14 protein-coding genes are annotated in these 20,944 nt (G+C 70.5%); 7 read left to right on the top strand and 7 right to left on the bottom strand.

Annotation, left to right across the window (positions count from 1 at the left end; genetic code table 11):
• Nucleotides 1–23: 23 nt before the first annotated feature.
• Nucleotides 24–1,682: a cyclic nucleotide-binding domain-containing protein gene (locus ACRYCC_RS09595; RefSeq protein ID WP_433810437.1), complete on the bottom strand. Its 1,659-nt coding sequence runs from the start codon at nucleotides 1,680–1,682 to the stop codon at nucleotides 24–26.
• A gap of 859 nt (nucleotides 1,683–2,541) precedes the next feature.
• Here ACRYCC_RS09595 and ACRYCC_RS09590 point away from each other — a divergent pair.
• From ACRYCC_RS09590 to ACRYCC_RS09565, 6 genes are all read left to right on the top strand, one after another.
• The gene (locus tag ACRYCC_RS09590) at nucleotides 2,542–3,411 is read left to right on the top strand and encodes a helix-turn-helix domain-containing protein (protein WP_433810435.1); all 870 of its coding nucleotides are present in this window, start codon (nucleotides 2,542–2,544) and stop codon (nucleotides 3,409–3,411) included.
• Nucleotides 3,412–3,675: 264 nt separating this feature from the next.
• Nucleotides 3,676–3,933, top strand: coding sequence for a DUF397 domain-containing protein (locus ACRYCC_RS09585; protein ID WP_433810433.1), 258 nt, complete (start codon nucleotides 3,676–3,678; stop codon nucleotides 3,931–3,933).
• Nucleotides 3,934–4,104: 171 nt separating this feature from the next.
• On the top strand, nucleotides 4,105–5,187 hold the full coding sequence (locus ACRYCC_RS09580) for a CaiB/BaiF CoA transferase family protein (RefSeq protein ID WP_433810431.1): 1,083 nt from the start codon (nucleotides 4,105–4,107) through the stop codon (nucleotides 5,185–5,187).
• Between the two features lie 101 nt (nucleotides 5,188–5,288).
• Entirely contained in the window at nucleotides 5,289–8,150 is a 2,862-nt protein-coding gene (locus ACRYCC_RS09575; RefSeq protein ID WP_433810429.1) for a helix-turn-helix transcriptional regulator, read from the top strand.
• Nucleotides 8,151–8,337: 187 nt separating this feature from the next.
• A complete protein-coding gene (locus ACRYCC_RS09570; RefSeq protein ID WP_433810427.1) occupies nucleotides 8,338–8,469 on the top strand; it encodes a hypothetical protein in 132 nt (43 codons plus the stop codon).
• Between the two features lie 13 nt (nucleotides 8,470–8,482).
• Nucleotides 8,483–11,413, top strand: coding sequence for a helix-turn-helix transcriptional regulator (locus ACRYCC_RS09565; RefSeq protein ID WP_433810425.1), 2,931 nt, complete (start codon nucleotides 8,483–8,485; stop codon nucleotides 11,411–11,413).
• Between the two features lie 40 nt (nucleotides 11,414–11,453).
• On the opposite strand, the gene ACRYCC_RS09560 is transcribed toward ACRYCC_RS09565, so the two are convergent.
• From ACRYCC_RS09560 to ACRYCC_RS09550, 3 genes are all read right to left on the bottom strand, one after another.
• The gene (locus ACRYCC_RS09560; RefSeq protein WP_433810424.1) at nucleotides 11,454–12,284 is read right to left on the bottom strand and encodes a class I SAM-dependent methyltransferase; all 831 of its coding nucleotides are present in this window, start codon (nucleotides 12,282–12,284) and stop codon (nucleotides 11,454–11,456) included.
• A 143-nt stretch (nucleotides 12,285–12,427) separates the two neighbouring features.
• Nucleotides 12,428–13,165 carry a lipoate--protein ligase family protein gene (locus ACRYCC_RS09555; protein ID WP_433810422.1) on the bottom strand — a complete coding sequence of 246 codons (738 nt, stop codon included), beginning with the start codon at nucleotides 13,163–13,165 and terminating at the stop codon, nucleotides 12,428–12,430.
• 43 nt (nucleotides 13,166–13,208) lie between these two features.
• The gene (locus tag ACRYCC_RS09550; protein WP_433810420.1) at nucleotides 13,209–13,961 is read right to left on the bottom strand and encodes an IclR family transcriptional regulator; all 753 of its coding nucleotides are present in this window, start codon (nucleotides 13,959–13,961) and stop codon (nucleotides 13,209–13,211) included.
• Between the two features lie 196 nt (nucleotides 13,962–14,157).
• On the opposite strand from ACRYCC_RS09550, the gene ACRYCC_RS09545 reads away from it, so the two are divergent.
• The gene (locus ACRYCC_RS09545; protein ID WP_433810418.1) at nucleotides 14,158–16,071 is read left to right on the top strand and encodes an acyl-CoA dehydrogenase family protein; all 1,914 of its coding nucleotides are present in this window, start codon (nucleotides 14,158–14,160) and stop codon (nucleotides 16,069–16,071) included.
• 539 nt (nucleotides 16,072–16,610) lie between these two features.
• Here ACRYCC_RS09545 and ACRYCC_RS09540 read toward each other — a convergent pair.
• The 3 genes from ACRYCC_RS09540 to ACRYCC_RS09530 form a co-directional block, all read right to left on the bottom strand.
• Nucleotides 16,611–17,522, bottom strand: a complete 912-nt coding sequence (locus ACRYCC_RS09540) for an enoyl-CoA hydratase/isomerase family protein (RefSeq protein WP_433810417.1) — start codon at nucleotides 17,520–17,522, stop codon at nucleotides 16,611–16,613.
• 123 nt (nucleotides 17,523–17,645) lie between these two features.
• Nucleotides 17,646–18,794, bottom strand: a complete 1,149-nt coding sequence (locus tag ACRYCC_RS09535) for an acetyl-CoA C-acetyltransferase (RefSeq protein WP_433810415.1) — start codon at nucleotides 18,792–18,794, stop codon at nucleotides 17,646–17,648.
• A gap of 142 nt (nucleotides 18,795–18,936) precedes the next feature.
• Nucleotides 18,937–20,916, bottom strand: a complete 1,980-nt coding sequence (locus ACRYCC_RS09530; protein ID WP_433810414.1) for an MFS transporter — start codon at nucleotides 20,914–20,916, stop codon at nucleotides 18,937–18,939.
• Between the last annotated feature and the right edge of the window lie 28 nt (nucleotides 20,917–20,944).

The following is a 20,944-nucleotide window of genomic DNA, read 5'->3' as shown; positions in this document are numbered from 1 at the left end:
AGCCGCGGAAGCCGGGCCGTTGGTCACATCGCGCTGCCGGAGACCTCTCGGCCGACGCCGCTCAGGCGTACCCAGGCACTGAGCTTCGCCTCCTTCACCTCCACCTTCACCTGCTCGAAGCCGGCCGGATCGTGGATGACCGCGTCGTAGACGAAGGCCGAGGTGATGAGACCGAGGTCCGCCGAGGTCGCGCCGAGGCGCTGCTTGAGGGCCGGGGCGTCCAGCAGCCGGGCCGCCCGGATGATGGCGTCGCCACAGACCCCTTCGGAGTCGGACACCACCGGGCCCACGTCGATCGCGACCCGTAGCTGAATGCGGAGGGCGGCACTGGCCTGGTGGTTGTGGGGGGCGAGCCCGGCCACGAGGCCACGGATGACCCGGTCGGCCACCTGGGCGGTCGGAATGCCGGGTGGGACGACGATCAACGCGCCGTCACCACGATCCTCCCGGTGACAGGCCGCCCACGGGACGTCAGCGCTGTCGAACGAGTCGTGCAGCAGCTTGTACATCACCGCGCGGACGCTCCGGCGATCGACGTCGGTACGGATCAGGGCCCCGAACCCCGCGATGTCCACCATGAAGACCGTGCAGTTCTGACCCGTCCAGCACGGGGACGTGTGGGCCGGAACGCCCGGCTGCTCCGCCTCGTCGAGAACCCGTTCGAGCCGCCGGGGATCGAGCACGGTGAGCACACCGGCGGAGGTACCGATCAACCCCTTGTCCCGCCACGCCGCCAGCACCCTCCTGACCAGGAGCGGGGAGGCACCGGCCCAGCCGGCCAGATCACGTTCGGAGAGCGGCAGGGTGACGGGCCGGCCGTCGTCTCGCCGGGGCAGAAGTTCGGTGATCAGGGTGGCGAGCCGGTGCTCGAGGTCGGCGGCCCCTCTCAGCAGGGAACCGCCGGGCTCCTCGGTGAGCCGTTCGTAGACCTGGTCCTCCACCACCGACAGCACGCGCGGATGATTCCGGATGAAGGCGGCGAAGTCCTCGGTCGCGATGAGGAGCGCCTGGACGGTGTCCAGTGCGATGACCGACGCCGACCGCGAACGGACCTCCAGGGACGCCCGCTCACCCACCAGGTCGCCGGGCCCTCGCATGGCGACGATCCGCTCCCGCCCCGACCGCTCTACGCAGACCTTGGTCCAGCCGGACCGGATGACCATGACGTTGTCGGCGGGCCGGCCCTCACGGCACAGGGGCGCGCCGGCGGAGAAGGTCTCCTCCCACGCCACGGCGCGGAGGGCCCGCCGTTCCGGGGCCGTGAGCGAATCCCAGAAGGTGTTCATCTCGTCCCCCTCCGCATAGAAACCGTCCATGACCCGGTCCACCGCCGTGCGGGGTACGGGCTTTCGTCCTGCGACGGGCCCGGGCCGGTGCCCGACGAGTTCCGTGCGGGCCGCGGAGTTGCCCCCCTTGAGAGCCAGTACGTCCTCGACGGATCTGGCCAGGCCCAGACCGGCACTGGTGATCCTCTCCTGCCTGCAGTTGAATCCCACCAGCGCGATCACGACCACCGTCAGGACCGCGGCGGTGACCAGACCTCCGAACCCGGCGAGAACACCTCCCACAACGAAGATCGCCAGGCTGCTCGTCAGGCAGCCCAGGGCGGTGACCGGTGTACTCAGGATGCGGGGCGGACCCCCCGCGCCGGTCAGCAGATCACGATTGCGCCGGACGGACACTCGCGATTCGGTCTCATCGTTTCCGGCATAAGGCCCATCAGATGTCGCTTGACGGCGTTCCTTGCGCATAACGGGGTTCCTCTGACATTGAAACGGTCCTTTCGATGTGCTCTCCTGCGGGCTTCTGGCGTCATCGCAGGTGACATGGCCAACGCGCGGGGAAGTCGTCCCGCCTATGGCATGATCCCGCGATCATGGTTAGACTAAAGAAACCCGCTGGGGCTGAATTTCCTGGTCAGCGGTGATATGGCACGCGAATACGAGCCCTTCGCCGCATGCTGAACGGTCTGTTGGTGACCACCCGCACGGTGGCGCCACAGCGAAGAACCGGCACCTGGTGAAACAGCGCTAACGGCTTGAGAAGGGGTCGCCCTTTCTTTCCTGTCGATCTTCTTAGGCTGGCACCGGGAAATCGACGGAAAGAATGGGGCGGCCCTGATCATTAGGGGGTGGGTGATTGCTCCTCTACGTCCTCCTCGACATCACCTGTTGTTTCCGAGAGCATCGGCTCGGGCTCCCGCTGGACCGCACGGACCCCCGGCTCGGTTCCCGTCGCCACCGAGGATCAACTGGAACCCTGACCGTGGGTGAGTTCGATCATTTCGCGAGAGCCGTCAGATCGCCCCCCGACGTGACGCTTGCACTCACCATGCCAGGTGGCATCTGACTACATGGTTCAACATCGCACACCAAATCGCAACCGGGAGATGCAGGTGACCCAACTCACAGGGGTTGCCGTCGGCATGGCGCCGTCCATAACGTAGTCGCATGGCGTATTGATACCGGGTCCGCCGCAAGCTCCATCGTTGCCAGGTGGCAGGATGGCTGCTGACGTTGACTACGGAAAGTGAGTGATCCTATGGCCGTTGACCAGGGCCCGGTCGTGCAGAGCGCGCTGCTCCGAGCCGAGCTCGTCCGGCTCCGAAAGGAGAAAGAGCTGACCCAGGAGCAGGTGGCCCACCAGCTCGAATGGTCATCGTCGAAACTGATCCGTATTGAGGGGGGTAAGAACAGCGTCTCCAGGACGGACCTCCAGGCGCTGCTGACGCTGTACGGCGTCACCTCTCCGACCCGGATGGAGCGGCTCCAGGAGCTGGCCAAGGGTGCACGGCAGTCCGCCTGGTGGGACGGCTACCGCGGGGAGATCGCCGATGCCTACCTCAGCTATGTCGGCCTTGAGGCGGGCGCCTCGGTGATGCGGCACTTCCACGGCTCGGCGGTGCACGGGCTGCTGCAGACACGCGCCTACGCCGAGGTCCTGGCGAGCGGCTCGGTGGGGCCCATCATCCTCGGCACCGTGGTCAAGCTGCGGTTGCAGCGGCAGCAGGAACTCGCCCAACGGGAGGATCCACCGCAGCAGATCTTCGTCCTGGACGAAGCGGTGATCCGCCGGCACGTCGGCATCAAGGCCGACGTGGCGATCATGCCGAATCAGCTCCGGCACATCGTCAAGGTGGTCGAGGAGAACGAGTTGATCACTGTACGGGTCATCCCGTTCAACGCCGGGGCCCACATGGGCATGCGAGGGCCGTTCAGCCTGCTCGAGTTCGAGGGCGGCCTCTCCGACGCCCTCTATCTGGAGGGCGCCCGGGACGTCAGCGTCCTCGTCACCGGGGACGACCCCCGGATCGCCGACTACCAGGACGGCTTCGAGTCCCTGCTCGACGAATCCCTTTCGGTGGAGGAGTCGCTCGACCTCATGCGGAATGTGGCGGAAGAGATGGCCTGACGGCACCACCTCCCCGCCAGACCCCACCGACCCCAGGAGTTCACCCCGAACCCAGCGTCCTAAACAGGCACTCATGTCTCACATCGAACACCGTCCGATCTTGTGCTTCCGTATAGGCGGAACAAGGGTGAACCGTTTACACTCTTGAGCGATAACCACAAGGTCGTTTTTGCGTATGCGCCCTGTTCGGTTCTGTCAGTTAGCGACCGCCCGCTTGACCGATGGTCGGAGCGGGCCCACCCACGACGAACGGAGGGTGGCTGGATGGCTGCTCAATCTGATCGGGATCCGGAGCTCACCTGGCGCAAAAGCAAAGCCTCCATAGAGAAGGACTCGTGTGTGGAGGTCGCCGAGCTCGCGGGATCTGTGCTGGTCCGCGACTCGCGCCACCCCTCGAACGGCGCGATCCTGCTCGCCGCCGCGCAGTGGCGAAGGCTCCTGGAACGGCTGCGCGACGGGGCCCTGAGCGTCATTCCCGCCGTTAACGGAAACTGCAGAGAAAGCTCCAGTTCACCCGACTGAGCCCCGGGAAGTGTGTCGAATGACGCAATGACGAACTCCTTGCCGGCCTTCCCGGCAGAACTCACGGAATAGGGCCGGCGCCCGGCCGAAGTGCCGGGAAGGGCGGACGTCGGGGCAGGGCAACCAAGCGCTCGGTTGACCAAACCGGTGTGCGGGCGGCACCGTACTCCCATGGCTCTGCTCGATGGACTGCGGGTACTCGACCTGACGATGTGGCGGCCGGGTCCGTACGCCACCCAGCTGCTGGCCCAGCTGGGCGCCGACGTGATCAAGGTGGAGCCGCCGGGCGGGGAGCCCATGCGGATGTTCGGCGACCACTTCGAGCTGCTCAACCAGCACAAGCGAAGCCTGGTGCTCGACCTCAAGGACCCCGGTGACCGGGCGCGCTGCCTCGAGCTCGCCGGGGACGCCGACGTCTTCGTGGAGGGCTACCGGCCCGGCGTCGCCGACCGGCTCGGCGTCGGGCACCGGGCCGTACGGGAGCTGAACCCGCGGATCGTCTACTGCTCGCTGTCGGGGTACGGAGCCGAGGGGGCGCTCGCCGAGGTGCCCGGGCACGATGTCAACTACCGGGCCTACACCGGGGCGCTCCCGCCGGACGCCGTGTCACCGGACGCCGACGAACTGCCGGTGGCGGACATGGGGGCGGCCACGATGGCGGCGTTCGCCGTCACGGCGGGCGTGCTGAAGGCCCGCGAGACCGGCCGGGGCGACCGGATCGACCTGGGCATGGCCGACGTGCTGGCCAACTGGGTCGGTACGGTGCCCATGACCAAGACCAGGAACGCCGGGGCCGGGCCGCTGCCGGGCTACGGCGTGTACCCGACCAGCGACGGCGGGAAGGTCACGATCGGGGTCGTGTCGGAGCAGCATCTGTGGGCGGCCACCTGCCGGGCACTCGGGCTGGAACGCCATGCCGGGGCACCGTTCCTGGAGCGGCTGGGCAGGGTCCGCGAGCTGGACGCCGAGATCGCCGCCGCCATCGCCCCGCTGACCCGGGACGAGGCCACGACCCTGCTGACGGCCGCCGGCGCACCCGTCGCCCCCGCGCTGACCAGGGACGAGATGATGCATCTCGACCACTTCCGGCAGCGCGGCGTGATCGCCGAGGGGACCGTGGGCAGCCCGGTCCGGACCAGTGCCCATCCGCCGCTGCCCGCGGGCCCGATCGCGGCGCTCGACCAGCACCACGGGCAGGGCTGGCGACCGGCCGACCGGGCCGGGCTGAACGGCTCGCCCGAACGACGGGGCTGAACGGGCTGTGCCGAGCGGGCTGAGCCGAGCGGGGTCGGCTGGACGGGGTCGGCAGATAAGTCTGATGCGTTATGTCGGGGTCGGATGACATCCTGGGCTGCGTGAGCGCGCATGTGGGAAGTCCTGTCATCATCGGCCGGGTCCAGGAGCTGGACCGGCTGAGCGCCGCATTCTCCGCCGCGCCGGGCGCGGTGCTGATCGGTGGCGAGGCGGGGGTCGGCAAGACGCGCCTGATCAACGAGTTCGTCGGCCGGGTGTGCCACGACGCGCGGGTGCTCGTCGGCGGCTGCCTTGAGCTGGGCTCGGACGGCCTGCCCTTCGCGCCCTTCACCGCGGCCCTGCGCCAGCTCGTCCGGGAGGCCGGCATCGACCGGGTCGCGGAGCTGCTGCCCGGAGCGACCGCCGCCGGGCTGGCCCGGCTGCTCCCGGAGTTCGGTGAGCCGGAGGGCGAGAGCAGCTCCGGCGAGGCGCGGGCGAGGCTGTTCGAGCTGGTGCTGACGCTGCTGGAGCGGCTGGCCGAGTCGAGCCCGCTGGTGCTGGTCATCGAGGACGCCCACTGGGCCGACAGATCCACCCGGGACCTCCTCTCGTTCCTCATCCGCAACCTCGGCGGCCCGGTCCTCATCCTGGTCACCTACCGCGTCGACGAGCTGCACCGGGCCCATCCGCTGCGCCCGCTGCTGGCCGAGCTGGACCGCGTCGACCGGGTGCGGCGTCAGGAGCTGGGCCGGCTGTCCCGCCGCGAGGTGGCCGAGCTGGCGCAGGACCTGCTCAAGCGGGAGCCCGAGCCCCGGCTGGTCGACAAGATCTACCAGCGCAGTGAGGGCAACCCGCTGTTCGTGGAGGCGCTGCTCGGCTGCGACGGCCGGCTCGCGAGCGAGCTGCCCGAGTCCCTGCGCGACCTGCTGCTGGCCAACATGCAGAAGCTGCCCGAGGACACCCAGGAACTGCTGCGCATGGCCAGCGGCGGCGGCGCCCACATCGAGCACGCGCTGCTGGCGGCGGTGTCCGGGCTCGACGACGCGACCCTGACCCGGCTGCTGCGTCCCGCGGTGGCGGCCAACGTGATCACCGTCGAGGGTGACGGCTACTGCTTCCGGCACGCGCTGATCCGCGAGGCCGTACACGACGACCTGCTGCCCGGCGAGCACACCCGGCTGCACACCCGCTACGCCGAGGCGCTGGAGCACGACCCTGGGCTGGTGCCGTCCGGGCGGGCCGCCGTCGAGCTGGCCCACCACTGGCACTCCGCGCACAACCTCACCTGGGCTCTGATCAGCGCCTGGCGGGCGGCCCGCACGGCGCACAAGGCCGCCGCCCACTCGGAGGCGCTGGGCATGCTGTCCAGGGTCCTGGAGCTGTGGGAGCGGGTGCCCGACGCCGCGGCCCACATCGGGCACGACCAGGCACAGGTGCTGGAGAAGGCGGTCATGGCGGCCGACCTGGCCGGTGAGAACGAGCGCGGCGTCAAGCTCGCCACGGCCGCGCTCAAGGAGATCGACGACCCAGAGCGCGCGGCCTGCCTGCTGGAGCAGCGCGGCCGGATGTCGCTGCAGCTGCGCCGGCCCGAGGGCATCACCGACCTGCACGAGGCGATCCGCCTGGTCCCCGCGGATCCGCCGACGGCCGGGCGGGCACGGGCGCTCGCCTCGATGGCCGAGCAGCTGTTCAAGATGCTCGGCAAGGGCGAGGCGCGCGCCGCCGCCGAGGAGGCCGTCGCGATGGCCCGGCAGGTCGGCGACCCGCTGGCCGAGGCCAGCGGGTTGCTCACGCTCATCTGCATCGACGGCGGCTCCGTCGACGCCGACGAGAACCTCGCCCGGCTGGAGCGCATCGAGCCCCTCGCGGAGGCGTCTGGAGCGTTCCGCCCGGTGCTGCGGGTCGCGGTCAACCGCTCTCACGTCCTGGAGGGGGCCGGCCGGCACGAGGAGGCCACCAAGGTGGCCCGCCGGGGTGTCGAGCAGGCCGGCGGGTTCGGGCTGAGCCGGGTCTCGGGCACCTTCCTCGCCATCAACCTGGCAGAGCCGCTGGTCTCCCTCGGCCGCTGGGACGAGGCGATGGCCGTGATCGAGCAGGCCCAGGAGCACGACCCTCCGCTCAGCCACCGGGCAGCCCTCCAGGAGCTGGCCGGCGAGATCTGGGTGGCCCGCGGCGACCTGGACGCCGCGGCGGCGGCGCTGGAGGTGGCCTCCAGCCTGACCGCGCGGGACGCGACCCGCCGCACCGAGGACCTGTTCGCGGTCATCCGGCTGGAGGCCGCCCTGCTGCTCGGGCAGGGCAGGCCGGAGCTGGTGCCCGCGGCCGTCGAGCCGGTCCTCACCGACACGATGCTGTCCGACGACGCCCGCTACGCGTGGCCGGTGCTGGTGCTCGCCGCCAAGGCCTGCCTGGCGATCGGCGACGAGGGCACGCTGGCCGCGGTCCGCGCCCGGGCCGGGAGGCTCCCCGTCGTCGGGCCCCTGCAGCGGGCCCACCAGCTCACCTTCGACGCCACCATCGCCACCGCCGACCTCGCGGCCTGGGACGCCGCCGCCGCGGCCTGGGAGGCCCTCTCGCAGCCGTACGCGCTGGCCCGTGCCCTGGTGGGCGCCGCCACGGCCGCGCTGGCCGCGGGCGACCGTGAGGAGGCGCGAGTACGCCTGCGCCGCGCCGGTGAGCTGGCCGGGCGGCTCGGTGCCCGGCCGCTGCGGGAGCAGATCGACGACCTGACCCGCCGCGCCGGGCTCACGGGGGGCGAGCCCGGCTCGCTCGGTCTGACGCCCCGGGAGCTGGAGGTGCTCCGGCTGCTCACCGAGGGCCGCAGCAACCGCGACATCGCGGCGGCGCTGTTCATCTCCGCCAAGACCGCGAGCGTGCACGTCTCGCACATCCTGGCCAAGCTCGGGGTCGCCGGACGCGGGGAGGCCGCCGCCACCGCCCATCGGCTGGGCCTGTTCGAGCACGTCCCGGCGGGCCCGCCCTGAGCCCCGTGCCCGGCCTGAGCCCCGTGCCCGCCTAAGCCCCGGTCCGCCTAGGCACCGGTCCGCCTAAGCCGCCGGTCCCCCTAAGCCTGCAAGGAGCCGCGGAGATAGGGCATGCGCCGGATGTAAGGACCCCCGCCTTAGCAGGAGTCTTGAGGTTGTCAGCAAGAAGAGACATCCGGAGGACACCGTGCACCACGATTTCGAACGTCAGATCGCCGCCGACCACATCGCCGACCTCACCCGGCAGGCGGTCGAGGCCCGCCGCGCCCGCCCGGCCAGGAAGCTGATGCGCAACCCGTTGCGCCGTCTCGCCGGCTGATCGGAACAGCGCCATGACCGACACACTGGACAGCATGGTGAGCCCCGTCTTTGCCGGAAGGCAGGCGGAGCTCACCGTGCTGTGCGAGACGTACCGAGCGGCCCGGGAAGGCGCCGCGGGGGTCGTACTCCTCGGTGGTGAGGCGGGGGTCGGCAAGACCCGGCTGGTGAACGAGTTCGTCGCCCGCGTGCACGGGGCCGGTTCCGCGACCGGTCGGGTGCTCGTCGGCGGCTGCCTCGAGCTCAGCGCGGCGAGTCTGCCGTACTCCCCGTTCACGGCGGCGTTGCGCCGGCTCGTACGGCAGATCGGCGTCGAGGAGATCGCCGCTCTGATGCCGGGCGGCAACATCCGGGACCTGGCCCGGCTGCTGCCCGGACTCGGCGAATCGCCGGCCGATCCCGATCCCGACACCGGCAGGGTGCGGCTCTTCGAGCAGATGCTCACCCTGCTCGAGCGGCTGGCCGAACATGATCCACTCGTCCTCGTCGTCGAGGACGCGCACTGGGCGGACCGCTCCACCCGCGACCTGTTGGTCTTCCTCTCGCGCAACCTGGGGCACGAGCACGTACTGCTGCTGATCACTTATCGTTCGGACGAGCTGCACCGCAGGCATCCGCTACGACCGTTGCTGGCCGAGCTGGACCGGGTCGGCACCGTCACCAGGCTCGAGCTGCCCCGGCTGTCCCGGGGACAGGTGTCCGCCCAGCTCGGCGGCATCCTCGGTGCGGCGGCCGACCCTGCTCTGGTCGAGGAGGTGTACGGCCGCAGCGCGGGGATCCCGCTGTTCGTCGAGGCGATGGTGGGCTGCTCGGGCGAGCTGGGATCGAGCGTGCCCGCCTCGCTGCGGGACCTGCTGCTCGCGAGCGTGCAGCGACTGCCCGAGGAGACCCAGGACGTGCTGCGTACGGCCAGCGCGGACGGAGACCGGGTGGGGCACGAGTTGCTGGCCGCGGTGACCGGGTTCGACGAACGGCGGCTCACTGCGGCGCTGCGCCCGGCCGTGGACGGGAACGTGCTGGTGGCCGACGTCGACGGCTACGCCTTCCGGCATGCCCTGATCCGGGAGGCCGTGCACGAGGACCTGCTGCCCGGCGAGCGCACCCGGCTGCATCGCAGGTACGCACAGGTCCTCGAGGAGACTCCGGGGCTGAGCGGGGACTGTGCTTCGACCATGGGCATCGCCCTGCACTGGCTGCGCGCACACGACCACGAACGTGCCCTGCCGGCCGCCTGGCGCGCCGCCGCCGAGTCCGCCGCCGCGCTGGCCTATGCCGAGCGGCTCCAGATGATCGAGCAGGTGCTGGAGCTGTGGGACCGGGTGCCGGACGCCGCCGCGCTCGTCGGGCACGACCACGTGGACGTACTGGAACTCGCCGCCGAGGCGGCCAGCGCCTGCGGAGAGGCGGAGCGTGGTCTGGCCTTCGTCCGCGCCGCCCTGGCCGAGATCGACGAGATCACCGAGCCCGAGCGCATGGCGGTGCTGCTGATGTGGCGGGCCAAACTCCGCTCCTGGCGAGGGCTGCCCGGCGAGTTGGAGGATCTGCACGCGGCGGAGCGGCTGGCCGCCGTGCCCGGCCAGGCTCGCGCCAGGGTGCTCGCCAGGCTGTGCTGCATAGCGATGGTCTCCGGCGACGATGAGAAGAGCCTTGCCTACGGCCGCGAGGCGCTGGCCATTTCCCAGGCCATCGGTGACCAGGAGACGGAGATCGAAGCCGCCATCTCCCTCGCCGCGGTGCTGGTCGGGGACGGAGACTGCGACGGAACCGCCGTGATCACCACTCGCGCGCAGGCGGAGCGGATCGGCTCCGGCCGGCTGGTGCTGCGGGCCCTGGTCAGCATCTCCGACATGCACGAGGGGGCCGGGCGGCACGGACCGGCCATCGAGGCGGCGCAGGAGGGTTTCGCGATCGCCCAGCGCATCGGCCTGGTGCGCAGTCAGGGACCGATCCTCGCGGCCAATCTGGCCGAGTCACTGATCTCGGTCGGTCGCTGGGACGAGGCCCTGGCGGCGATCGACCGGGCGCTGGAGTTCAACCCGGTTCCAGGCATGCGCGCGATGCTGCTGCTCGTCCGGTGCACGCTGGAGCTGGCACGCGGCGAGAACGCCATCGCGCAGACCGCCATCGAGGGACACCACAGGACCGTCTGGGACGTCGGCACCCCACAGCGCACCCTGCCGGTCGCCCGGCTGCTCATCGACTGGCGGCTCGCTCAAGAGGATCACAATGGTGCGCTCGACGTGCTCGACGAGGTCATGACCGGACCGTTGATGTCGCTCAAGCCCCGCTACACCTGGCCGGTTCTCGTCGCCGGTGCACAGGCCTGCGCCGACGTGGCCACCGACCCGACGGTGCTCCGCGACGACCGGCTGCTGCGGCGAGCCGACGCCCTGCTGACGGCCCTGCGCGACATCGCCGGCCGCACCGCCGCCGCGGGGCCGGTCACGGCCGCGCACGCCGCGACCTTCGTGGCGGAGACGGCTCGGGCCGGCGGGGTACTCGACCGTCTCGCCTGGGACACGGCGGCGCAGGCCTGGGAGTCGCTGGGCCAGCCCTACCCGCTGGCCCGGGCCCTCGTCCGTGCGGCCGAGGCCGCGGCGGGCGACGGCGACCGAACGGGAGCGGCGCTGCGGCTGGGCCGCGCCGCCGAACTGGCCGACCGGCTGGACGCCCGGCCGCTACGGGCCCAGGTCGACGATCTGACCCGGCGGGCCCGGCTGCGGCAGGACGAGCCGGTCCCGGCCCCCGCACACGGGTTGACCCCCCGCGAACTCGAGGTCCTCAGGCTGGTGGCCGAGGGCCGCAGCAACCGCGACATCGCCCAGGAGCTGTTCATCTCCGCCAAGACCGCCAGCGTCCACGTCTCCAACATCCTGGCGAAACTCGGTGTCGCCGGACGCGGCGAGGCGGCCGCCACCGCGCACCGCCTCGGCATCTTCGCCTGAGCGGCGCACGGCACCCTGTACGGGCACGCAGCACCCGGCCCTAGCGCGGCACCCGGGCGACGCAGATCACGGTCTGGCCGAACGGCGGACGGATCAGCCGCTCGATCAGCCGGGTGGCCGGGACGACCGTACGGTCGTAGATCTTGACCAGGCGCGGGTCCGGATAGCCGGCACCGCCCCGGCGGACCGCGACCCACCAGGCGATGCCGCCCAGGAAGTTGATCGGCTTGATGACGTCGATGTCGAGACCTGCGGCCTTGACACTCGCGGCCAGCGTGCTCGGCGTGTACCGGGTCACGTGCCCGACCTTGCGGTCGAAGTCTCCGTACAGCTGCATGTAGCCGGGGACCCAGATGACGATGCGCCCGCCGGGCTCGGTGACCGAGGCGAGATCCTTGAGCGCCTGGACGTCGTCCTTGATGTGCTCCAGGACGTTCATCATCACGACGGTGTCGACCTTCCGCCGGATGTCGATCTTGGCCGGGAGCGCCAGCTCCAGGACCTCGACGTCGGCGTTGCCAGCGTAGCGCTTCTGCAGCTGCTCCACGCAGTACGGATCGTTGTCGCTGACCACGAGGTAGTCGAGCCGGCCGGCGAACTGCTCGGAGAAGTGCCCGAGCCCGGAACCCACCTCGAGGAGGGACCGGCCCACGTGCGGCGCCACGACGTCGTACTCGTACTGCCGGTAGTTGCGGGCCTCGTCGCCACCCAGGTGGTTCTCCAGAGCGCCCTCACCCGCCGCGGGCTGCACGGGCTGCCCGTCCACGACCAAGGCCTCCCCGTCTCCCGCGGTGGGGGCGGTCGGCTCGCGGCTGCCGAGCACCTTGAGTACGGTCCGGGCGATGACGTTCTTCTTGGCTGGTGGCTGCATGCGTTCCCACTCGCTGAGTGATCAGATAAAGGTCCTTGGCCAGGGCGCTCACTGATGAGTCCACGACCCTGCCGCCCAAGATGGGCCCAAAGAATGGGTAAGTCTACCCATTGGACGGCCATCCGCCTCCCGAGCGGCAGCGATTACCAGGAAAACCCGAAACTCCCCTGGTGGAGAGGCCGCAAGCGTATGCCCGGTCTGGCCATACCGGCGAGATGCCAGGTGACATCACCATAGCGAGTCTCGTACAACTGCTGCTGCAGGTACGTCTCCGCGCTGTTGGGGCGCCGCGCCTTCGCCACGCCGTACCGGTCGACCGTGGCGGCGAAGACCGCGGCCCGCCCCGCGTCCATGCTGATGTCCAGGCCGTGGTCGGCCAGCGTCGGCTGCTCGCCGTGGATGAGGTAGCCGCGGCCGTAGGCGCCGACCGGCCTGATGCGCAGCGTCGCGTGCATCAGGGTGGCGTGCCGGGTGCGCAGCGAGGCCAGCTGGACGATCCCGCTGCGGGCCGTGGCGGACGGGAGGCCGAACCCTTCGACGGCGGCGACCATGAGCTGTTCGAGATCGGGGCGCGGTCCCGGCCGGGAGCAGACGAGGGTGATGTTCAGGCTGCCCGGATCGGTGTAGATCGCGACGCCGCCGGTCGCCCGGCGCACCACCTGGATCCCGTCGCGGGCACAGGCCGCCATGTCCACCACTTTGGGCAGGCTCTGGAACCGCCCGACGATGACGCTGGGGGCGTTCTGCCAGACCCGCAGCACCGGGCCCGGTGACCCGGCCCGCGCCAGCGCCTCGTCCAGCGCGAGATTACGCGACGGATCCTGAGTCTCGTCGACGATAACGCTGAGCATCCAGGCCGCCCCCGATTGTTTCCCCTGCATCAGATGATCAGAGCTGCGACGACCTGCGGCAAGAACACGATTTTCACATGGTGAAAGCCAGGCCTCGCACGATCCGGGCCGCCGTGGCCCGCATCCTCGGCGCCGCCGCCTCGACCTTCGATAACCTCCCGGTCCGGCAGGAGGCCGCCAGCGCGCCCAGCACCGCACCGGTGCCGTCCGACACCGGGACGGCCACGCACCCGACGCCGATCGCGTACTCCTCGCGGTCGACGCAGAGCTCGGCCGTCAGCCGACGGCTGAACTCGCGCGGATCGGTGATGGTGTTGCGGGTGAGCCGGACCAGCGGATGCCGGGCGAGGTAGTCGCGCCTGCTCTCGCCGTCGAGCTGGGCGAGCACGCACTTGCCCAGGGCGGTGGCGTGCGCGGCCTCGTCGAAGCCGACCCACAGATCCGCCCGCGGGGTCCGGGGCGCATCGGCGATGTCGACGATCCGGATCTCTCCCTCGTCGTAGACGCCGAGGTAGACCGCGGTGCCGAGCTCGTCGCGCAGCTCGGCCAGGGCGGGCTTGATCCGGGCGAGCACCTGCTGGCCGCGCCCCCGTCCGTGCAGGGCGTCCAGCCGGTCGCCCAGCACCCAGACGCCGCCGGTCATCCGGGAGACATAGCCTTCGTAGGTCAGCGTGCGGAGCAGGTGGTAGGTGGTGGCCAGCGGCAACCTGGCCTCCCGGGCCAGCTGCTTGGCCGGGGCGCCATGGGGATGTGAGGCCACCGCCTCCATCAGATGGAGCGCCCGTTGCACCGAGGCGATGAGAGTGGGTTTCCGTGTCTCATCCATCACGCTCAGCGAACATCGCGGACCTGCGCCGGTCAAGCGGTTCGACGATACTCGTCGGCTTCCCTCGGTCCGGATCACCCCGCCGGATTATGGGCATGACCGTTATGACGTTCTCGCGCCCCCCGGATTGGGGACTACTCAGGAGTAGAACCAAGGCGTAACTTCACGAATATGTCCTCATGAGGGAGATCACACCATGAGCCAGCCCGTGGATGAACGAACCGCACGTCAGGTCGCCGAGGAAGCGCGCGAGAGCGAATGGCGGCGGCCCAGCTTCGGAAAGCAGCTGTTTCTGGGTGATTTCCGGCTGGACCTTATCCATCCGCATCCACGCCCATTGGCGGAGTCCAAGGCCAAGGGAGAGGCGTTCCTGGCCCTGCTGCGCGAGTTCTGCAGCACCAAGATCGATCCAGCGGTCATCGAACGCGAGGCCCGCATCCCCGACGACGTGATCAAAGGGTTGCGCGCGCTCGGCGCGCTCGGCATGAAGGTTCCCGAGGAGTACGGCGGGCTCGGGCTCAGCCAGGTCTACTACAACAAGGCGCTCATGGTCGTGGGGTCGGTGAGCCCCGCTCTCGGTGCCCTGATGTCGGCCCACCAGTCCATCGGGGTGCCGCAGCCGATCAAGCTGTTCGGCACCACCGAGCAGAAGGCCCGGTGGCTGCCCCGCTGTGTCCACGAGATCAGCGCGTTCCTGCTCACCGAGCCCGACGTGGGCTCCGACCCGGCCCGCCTGCAGACCAGCGCCGTGCCCGGGCCGGACGGCTCGTACATCCTCAACGGGGTCAAGCTGTGGACCACCAACGGCGTGGTCGCCGACCTGCTCGTGGTGATGGCCCGGGTGCCCGCGTCGGAGGGGCACCGCGGCGGCATCTCGGCGTTCGTCGTCGAAGCCGACTCGCCGGGCATCACGGTCGAGAACCGCAACGCCTTCATGGGACTGCGCGGCATCGAGAACGGGGTCACCCGGCTGCACGACGTACGGGTGCCGGCCGACCAGCTCATCGGCAAGGAGGGCCAGGGCCTGAAGATCGCCCTGACCACGCTGAACACCGGCCGGCTGTCGCTGCCCGCCCTGAGCGCCGCCGCGGGCAAGTGGGCCACGAAGATCGTCCGCGAGTGGTCGGCGGCACGGGTCCAGTGGGGCCGGCCGATCGGCACCCACGAGGCGATCTCGACGAAGGTCTCCTTCATCGCCGCCACGGCGTACGCGCTCGAGGCCATGGTGGACCTGTCCAGCCAGCTCGCCGACGACGAGCGCAACGACATCCGCATCGAGGCGGCACTGGCGAAGCTGTACGCCTCGGAGATGTCCTGCCGGATCGCCGACGAGCTCGTCCAGGTCCGCGGTGGCCGTGGTTACGAGACGGCCGCCTCGCAGGCGGCGCGCGGTGAGCGCGGGGTGCCCGCCGAGCAGATCCTCCGTGACCTGCGGATCAACCGGATCTTCGAGGGCAGCTCGGAGATCATGCGTCTGCTGATCGCCCGGGAGGCGGTGGACAAGCACCTGTCGGTGGCCGGTGACATCATCGACCCGGACGCCTCCCGCGGTGACAAGGCCCGGGCCGTGCGCCGTGCCGGTGGCTTCTACGGCGGCTGGCTGCCGACCCTGGTGACCGGAGCGGGCCAGCGGCCCGGCGCGTACGCCGAGTTCGGCCCGCTCGCGACCCACCTGCGCTTCGTCGAACGAGCCTCCCGCAAGCTGGCCCGGTCGGTGTTCTACGCCGCGGGCCGCTGGCAGGGCAAACTCGAGTACAAGCAGGGCTTCCTCGGCCGGATGGTCGACATCGGCGCCGAGCTGTTCGCGATGAGCGCGGTCTGCGTGCGCGCCGAGCTGGACGCCGGCTCCACCGAGGGCCCGGACGGCGCGTCGGCGCGCCGGCTGGCCGACGCCTTCTGCCGGCAGGCCAGGGTACGGATCGGCGAGCTCTTCGACCGGCTCTGGACCAACACCGACGACCTGGACGACCAGGTCGCCAAGCGGGTGCTGGCCGGCGAGTACACCTGGCTGGAGGAGGGCGTCCTCGACCCCTCGATCCCCGGGCCGTGGATCGCCGACGCCACCCCCGGCCCCACCGAACGCGAGGACCAGCACCGAAAGATCCCCTGACCGCGACCTCCCCACCGGAGGGCGATGGCTCGCTCTCCGGTGGTACGGCGCGGGACTTTCCGGATGTACGAATCGGACCGAGGACGATCTGGCCGGCTCAGGCTCGCTCGAGCCCTCCGTGAACGCCGGCCGGCGGTCTGTGAACTCGTCCCCGACGCTCTCATCCACGGCGACGGCAGCCGAGCGCCCACCACTCCAGAGAAAACGCGATAACCGCCGTTGCGGCCGCTCAACGGCCCAAGGCCACGGCAAAGCCGCAATGGACACCCTCGTATCCGGTCCGGCGAGGGGGACCTTCGCACATTGCATTGCCCTGACCACCCCCACGCGGCCCGCCGACCAGGCCACCCAAGGCCGCCTCTGGGTGGTCACGGCAAAGCAACACGCAGACAGCACCCCCAGGCCGCCTACCGGTGGTCAGCGCAAAGGCATCGCACGCACCCGGGCCGCCTATGGGTGGTCAGGGCAAAGCAATGTGCGGACAGCACCGCCCCGCCGACTCCAGAAACAGAGACATGTCCACTTTGTCGAGGACTTGCTCAGCGGCCCTTGAAGTCGGGGGTCCGCTTCTCGAGGAAGGCGGCGATGCCCTCCTTGGCGTCGTCGGTGCCGGCCAGCGTGACCAGTTGCCCGAGGAGATGAGCGATCTGGTCGTCCAGCGGCCGGCCCTCGATGGCGTGGAACGCGTCGCGGCCGAGCCGCAGCCCCAGCGGGCTCTTGGCCGCGATGGTGCGGGCCAGCTCGTCCACCCGGGCGTCGAGGTCCGCTCGTGGCACGACCTCGGTGACCAGGCCGATCTCCCTGCCCTCCCGGGCGGTGATCGTCTGACCGGTGTAGTAGAGCTTGAACGCCTGCTTCGGAGCGACGTTGCGGTTGATGATCGCCATGATCATCATGGGCCACAGACCCACGTTGACCTCGGGGGTGGCGAGCTTGACGTCGTCGGCCGCGATCACGAGGTCGCACGAGGCGGCCAGGCCGAGCCCACCGGCGATGGCGTGACCCGCCAGCCGGGCGATCACGGGCTTCCCCAGCCGGGGAAACGCCGTGAACAGCCGGTAGATCGCGCTGTCCCGGATCGCCGCGTCCTCCTGGGCTCCCGCGGCCTCCAAAGATCCCGCGGCTTCCTGGGCTCCCGCGGCTTCCCCGTGCGCCCCACCCCCCGCGGCCGGGTGAGGCTCCGTACCGTTCCCTGGCCCGGCGACGCCCGCGATCGGGGCACCGGAGCGCTGTGCGCTGCCCAGGCCCCCGAGGTCGGCGCCCGCGCAGAACGCCCGGTCGCCGGCTCCGGTGAGCACGATCACCCGTACGGCGTCGTCGTTCTTGGCGGCCTTCAGCGCGTCGAGCAGCTCCCCCGTCATCTGGTCGTTCAGCGCGTTGCGGGCCGCCGGCCGGTTCAGCGTGATCCGCGCGACGTACTCCCCGACCTCGTACGTGACCGTCTCGTACACGCCGCCCCCATCCGCTCGCAAAGAACCGGGCGGGGTCGCTCCCCCGCCCGGCCCACTCTCCGACCACTTCCGTGATCATGCAATCGTTCGACGAACGATTGCATGACCACGGCTGTGAAGAACTCAGATGCGTTCGATGATGGTGGCGTTGGCCTGGCCGCCGCCCTCGCACATCGTCTGGAGACCGTAACGGGCTCCGGTGCGCTCGAGCTCGTGCAGCAGCTTGGTCATCAGGATGCCGCCGGTCGCGCCGAGCGGGTGGCCCAGCGCGATCGCCCCGCCGTTGGGGTTGGTCTTGGCCGGGTCGGCCCCGATGTCCTTCAGCCAGGCGAGGACCACCGGGGCGAAGGCCTCGTTGATCTCGGTGACGTCGATGTCGTCGATCTTCAGGCCGCTCTTGGCCAGCGCCTTCTCCGTCGCCGGGATCGGGCCGGTCAACATGTAGACCGGGTCCGAACCGGCCAGCGCGAGGGTGTGGATGCGCGCCCGCGGGGTCAGGTTGTGCTGCTTGACGGCCTCCTCGGAGGCGATGAGCAGCGCGGAGGCGCCCACGGCGATCTGCGACGAGACCGCCGCGGTGATCTGACCGCCCTCGCGCAGCGTCTTGAGGCCGGCCATCTTCTCCAGCGTGGTGTCCGCGCGGACGCCCTCGTCGTGGGTCAGCCCGGCCAGCGGGGCGATCTCCCGGTCGAAGTAGCCGTTCTCCAGTGCCTTGCCGGCCCGCTGGTTGCTCTCCAGTGCGAACGCCTCGAGGTCTCCGCGCTTGAAGCCCCACTTCTCGCACATGAGCTCGGCGCCGCGGAACTGGGAGATCTCCTGCTTGCCGTACCGCTCGGCCCAGCCGGTGCCCCAGGGCAGACCGGCCGTCGCGCCGTCGGGCCCGAACGGCACCGAGGAGCCCATGGGCACCATGGCCATGTTCTCGACACCGGCCGCGACCACGAGATCCTGGGTGCCGGACAGCACGCCCTGGGCCGCGAAGTGGATGGACTGCTGCGACGAGCCGCACTGACGGTCGATGGTGACGCCGGGCACGCTCTCCGGCAGCCCCGCCGACAGCCAGGACGTGCGGGCGATGTCCAGGGTCTGCGCGCCGACCTGCATGACACAGCCCATGATCACGTCTTCGACCGCGGCCGGGTCGACCCCGGTACGGCTCATGAGCTCCTTGAGCACGTGGGCACCGAGATCGGCGGAGTGCACGTCCTTGAGCGCACCCTTCTTCGTGCCGACAGGGGTACGGACCGCGCCGACGATGTACGCCTCGGCCACAGGGCCTCCAATTGTCTTGGGGTTGGGGTTCCGTCCCGAAACCGAACGAGATTCAGTCAGTATCAGGTTACAACCCGGCGGCTGTAAACCCGTGTGAGCCTCATCTCGTCCCGCACGGCCGCCGCCGTACGGAGCCGGTCCGTCAATCGTGGACGAGCCTCTTCTCCTTCGCCTGACCCAGCGTGGTCTGGCTCAGCTTGGTGAGCAAGCCCACGAGCTCCGGGTGCCGTTCCGGCTGCCAGCCGTCGAGGAGATGGCTGAGCCCCTTGCGGCGGGCCTCGTACAGCCGGCCCGCCACCTCCCGGCCGGCGTCCGTGATCACCAGTTTGTCGCCCGCCCGCTCGACGAGGCCGTCGGCGACGAGGCGGTCGGCGAACGGCCGTCCCTGTGCGAGGGACATCCCGGCGCGCTCGGCCAGGTCGGCGGCGCGTACGGTCCCGTCACGGTCGACCCGAACCAGCGCCCACACGCTCTCCGCGGGCAGCACGACGCCGGCCTGGCGGGCCAGCCCCTCGTACATCTCCCGCGCGGCGGGGTCCTTGTTGATCAGGCAGGTGAGCGCCCGGTCGAGCTCGGCGAGCGACGAGCGGCACGTCGGGATGCCGCCGAGTCCCTCCCCCAGGTCCACCGCCCGGACCGTCGTCCGCAACGGCACCTCGCGCAGGAACCAGGTCAGGACGAACGCGGCCGCGGCGACCGGCATCGCCCAGCCGAAGACGGACTGGATCGACACCGCGTAGGCATGGACGATCGCCTCGTGCGCGACGGGCGGCAGCCGCCGGAGCGCCATGGAGTTCTGCCGGATCATCTCGGGCGTGACCCCGGCCGGGAGCCGCACCCTGTCCAGTGCCTCGGCCATGTGCACCGCGAGCCGGTTGTTGAAGACCGCCCCGAACGCCGCCACACCGAACGACCCGCCGATCGACCGGAAGAAAGTCGATCCCGAGGTCGCGGCCCCCAGGTCCCGGTAGTCCACCGCGTTCTGCACGGTGATCACCAGCACCTGCATCACCAGGCCCAGCCCGAGGCCGACGACGCCGAAGGAGACGCTCAGCGTCAGCGTGGAGGCGTCCTCGCCGAGCCGCGAGCACAGGAACAGGCCGAGCGTCGTGATCGCGGTGCCGAGGACCGGGAAGACCTTGTAGCGGCCGGTACGGCTGATCACCTGACCGGACAGGATCGAGGTGGCCAGCAGGCCCAGCATCATCGGCAGCAGGTGCAGGCCGGAGAGCATCGGGGTGATGCCCCTGACCACCTGAAGGTAGATCGACAAGTACGTGAGCGTACCGAACATGACGAAGCCGACGACGAACCCGATCGCCGAGGTGAGCGAGAACACCGACGAGCGGAACAGGTGCAGCGGCAGCACCGGCTCGGCCGCGCGGCGTTCGGCCAGCCCCCAGCCCACGGCGAGCGCCACCGCCGCCGCCCCGAGCCCGATGATCACGGGAGAGCTCCAGGGATACCGGGTGCCGCCCCAGGTCGTCATGAGGACGAGGCAGACGGCCGCACCGGCCAGCAGCGCCGAGCCCAGGTAGTCGACGCGGTGACGGCCGGGCCCGGGCATGGTGTGCAGGACACTCGCGATCACGGTCAGGGCGAGCACCCCGAGCGGCAGGTTGACGTAGAACACCCACCGCCAGGACAGGCTGTCGACGAAGAATCCGCCGAGCAGCGGTCCCGCCACACTGGCCACGCCGAACACCGCGCCGAACACGCCCTGGTAGCGGCCGCGCTCGCGGGGCGGCACCACGTCACCGACGATCGCCATGGCCAGGACGATGAGCCCGCCGCCGCCCAGTCCCTGCAGCGCCCGGAAGACGATCAGCTGGCCCATGTCCTCGGACAGGCCGCAGAGCACGGATCCGATCAGGAAGATCACGATCGAGGTCTGGAAGAGCGCCTTGCGGCCGAACTGGTCACCGAGCTTGCCCCAGAGCGGGGTCGTCGCGGTGGCGGCGAGCAGGTACGCCGTGACCACCCAGGACAGATGGTCCAGGCCGCCCAGATCGCTGACGATCGTGGGCAGGGCCGTCGACACGATGGTCTGGTCCAGGGCGGCGAGCAACAGGGCGAGCATCAGCGCGCCGAGGATCACATGGAGATCCCGCCCCTTCGGCATGCTGCTACCCGCCCCGGCTGGCACCGCG

The sequence above is a fragment of the Actinomadura scrupuli genome (assembly GCF_050971785.1).
GTDB classification, from domain to species: domain Bacteria; phylum Actinomycetota; class Actinomycetes; order Streptosporangiales; family Streptosporangiaceae; genus Actinomadura_E; species Actinomadura_E scrupuli.
The sequence above is the reverse complement of the archived record's forward strand: the minus strand, read 5'-3'. Positions and strand labels throughout refer to the sequence as shown.

Excerpts from the sequence above, each read along its gene's own strand:
- ACRYCC_RS09530 (WP_433810414.1), bottom strand. The coding sequence starts at position 20,916 with ATGCCGAAGGGGCGGGATCTCCATGTGATCCTCGGCGCGCTGATGCTC.
- ACRYCC_RS09590 (WP_433810435.1), top strand. The coding sequence starts at position 2,542 with ATGGCCGTTGACCAGGGCCCGGTCGTGCAGAGCGCGCTGCTCCGAGCC.
- ACRYCC_RS09560 (WP_433810424.1), bottom strand. The coding sequence starts at position 12,284 with ATGCAGCCACCAGCCAAGAAGAACGTCATCGCCCGGACCGTACTCAAG.
- ACRYCC_RS09545 (WP_433810418.1), top strand. The coding sequence starts at position 14,158 with ATGAGCCAGCCCGTGGATGAACGAACCGCACGTCAGGTCGCCGAGGAA.
- ACRYCC_RS09585 (WP_433810433.1), top strand. The coding sequence starts at position 3,676 with ATGGCTGCTCAATCTGATCGGGATCCGGAGCTCACCTGGCGCAAAAGC.
- ACRYCC_RS09555 (WP_433810422.1), bottom strand. The coding sequence starts at position 13,165 with ATGCAGGGGAAACAATCGGGGGCGGCCTGGATGCTCAGCGTTATCGTC.
- ACRYCC_RS09550 (WP_433810420.1), bottom strand. The coding sequence starts at position 13,961 with ATGGATGAGACACGGAAACCCACTCTCATCGCCTCGGTGCAACGGGCG.
- ACRYCC_RS09565 (WP_433810425.1), top strand. The coding sequence starts at position 8,483 with ATGACCGACACACTGGACAGCATGGTGAGCCCCGTCTTTGCCGGAAGG.
- ACRYCC_RS09580 (WP_433810431.1), top strand. The coding sequence starts at position 4,105 with ATGGCTCTGCTCGATGGACTGCGGGTACTCGACCTGACGATGTGGCGG.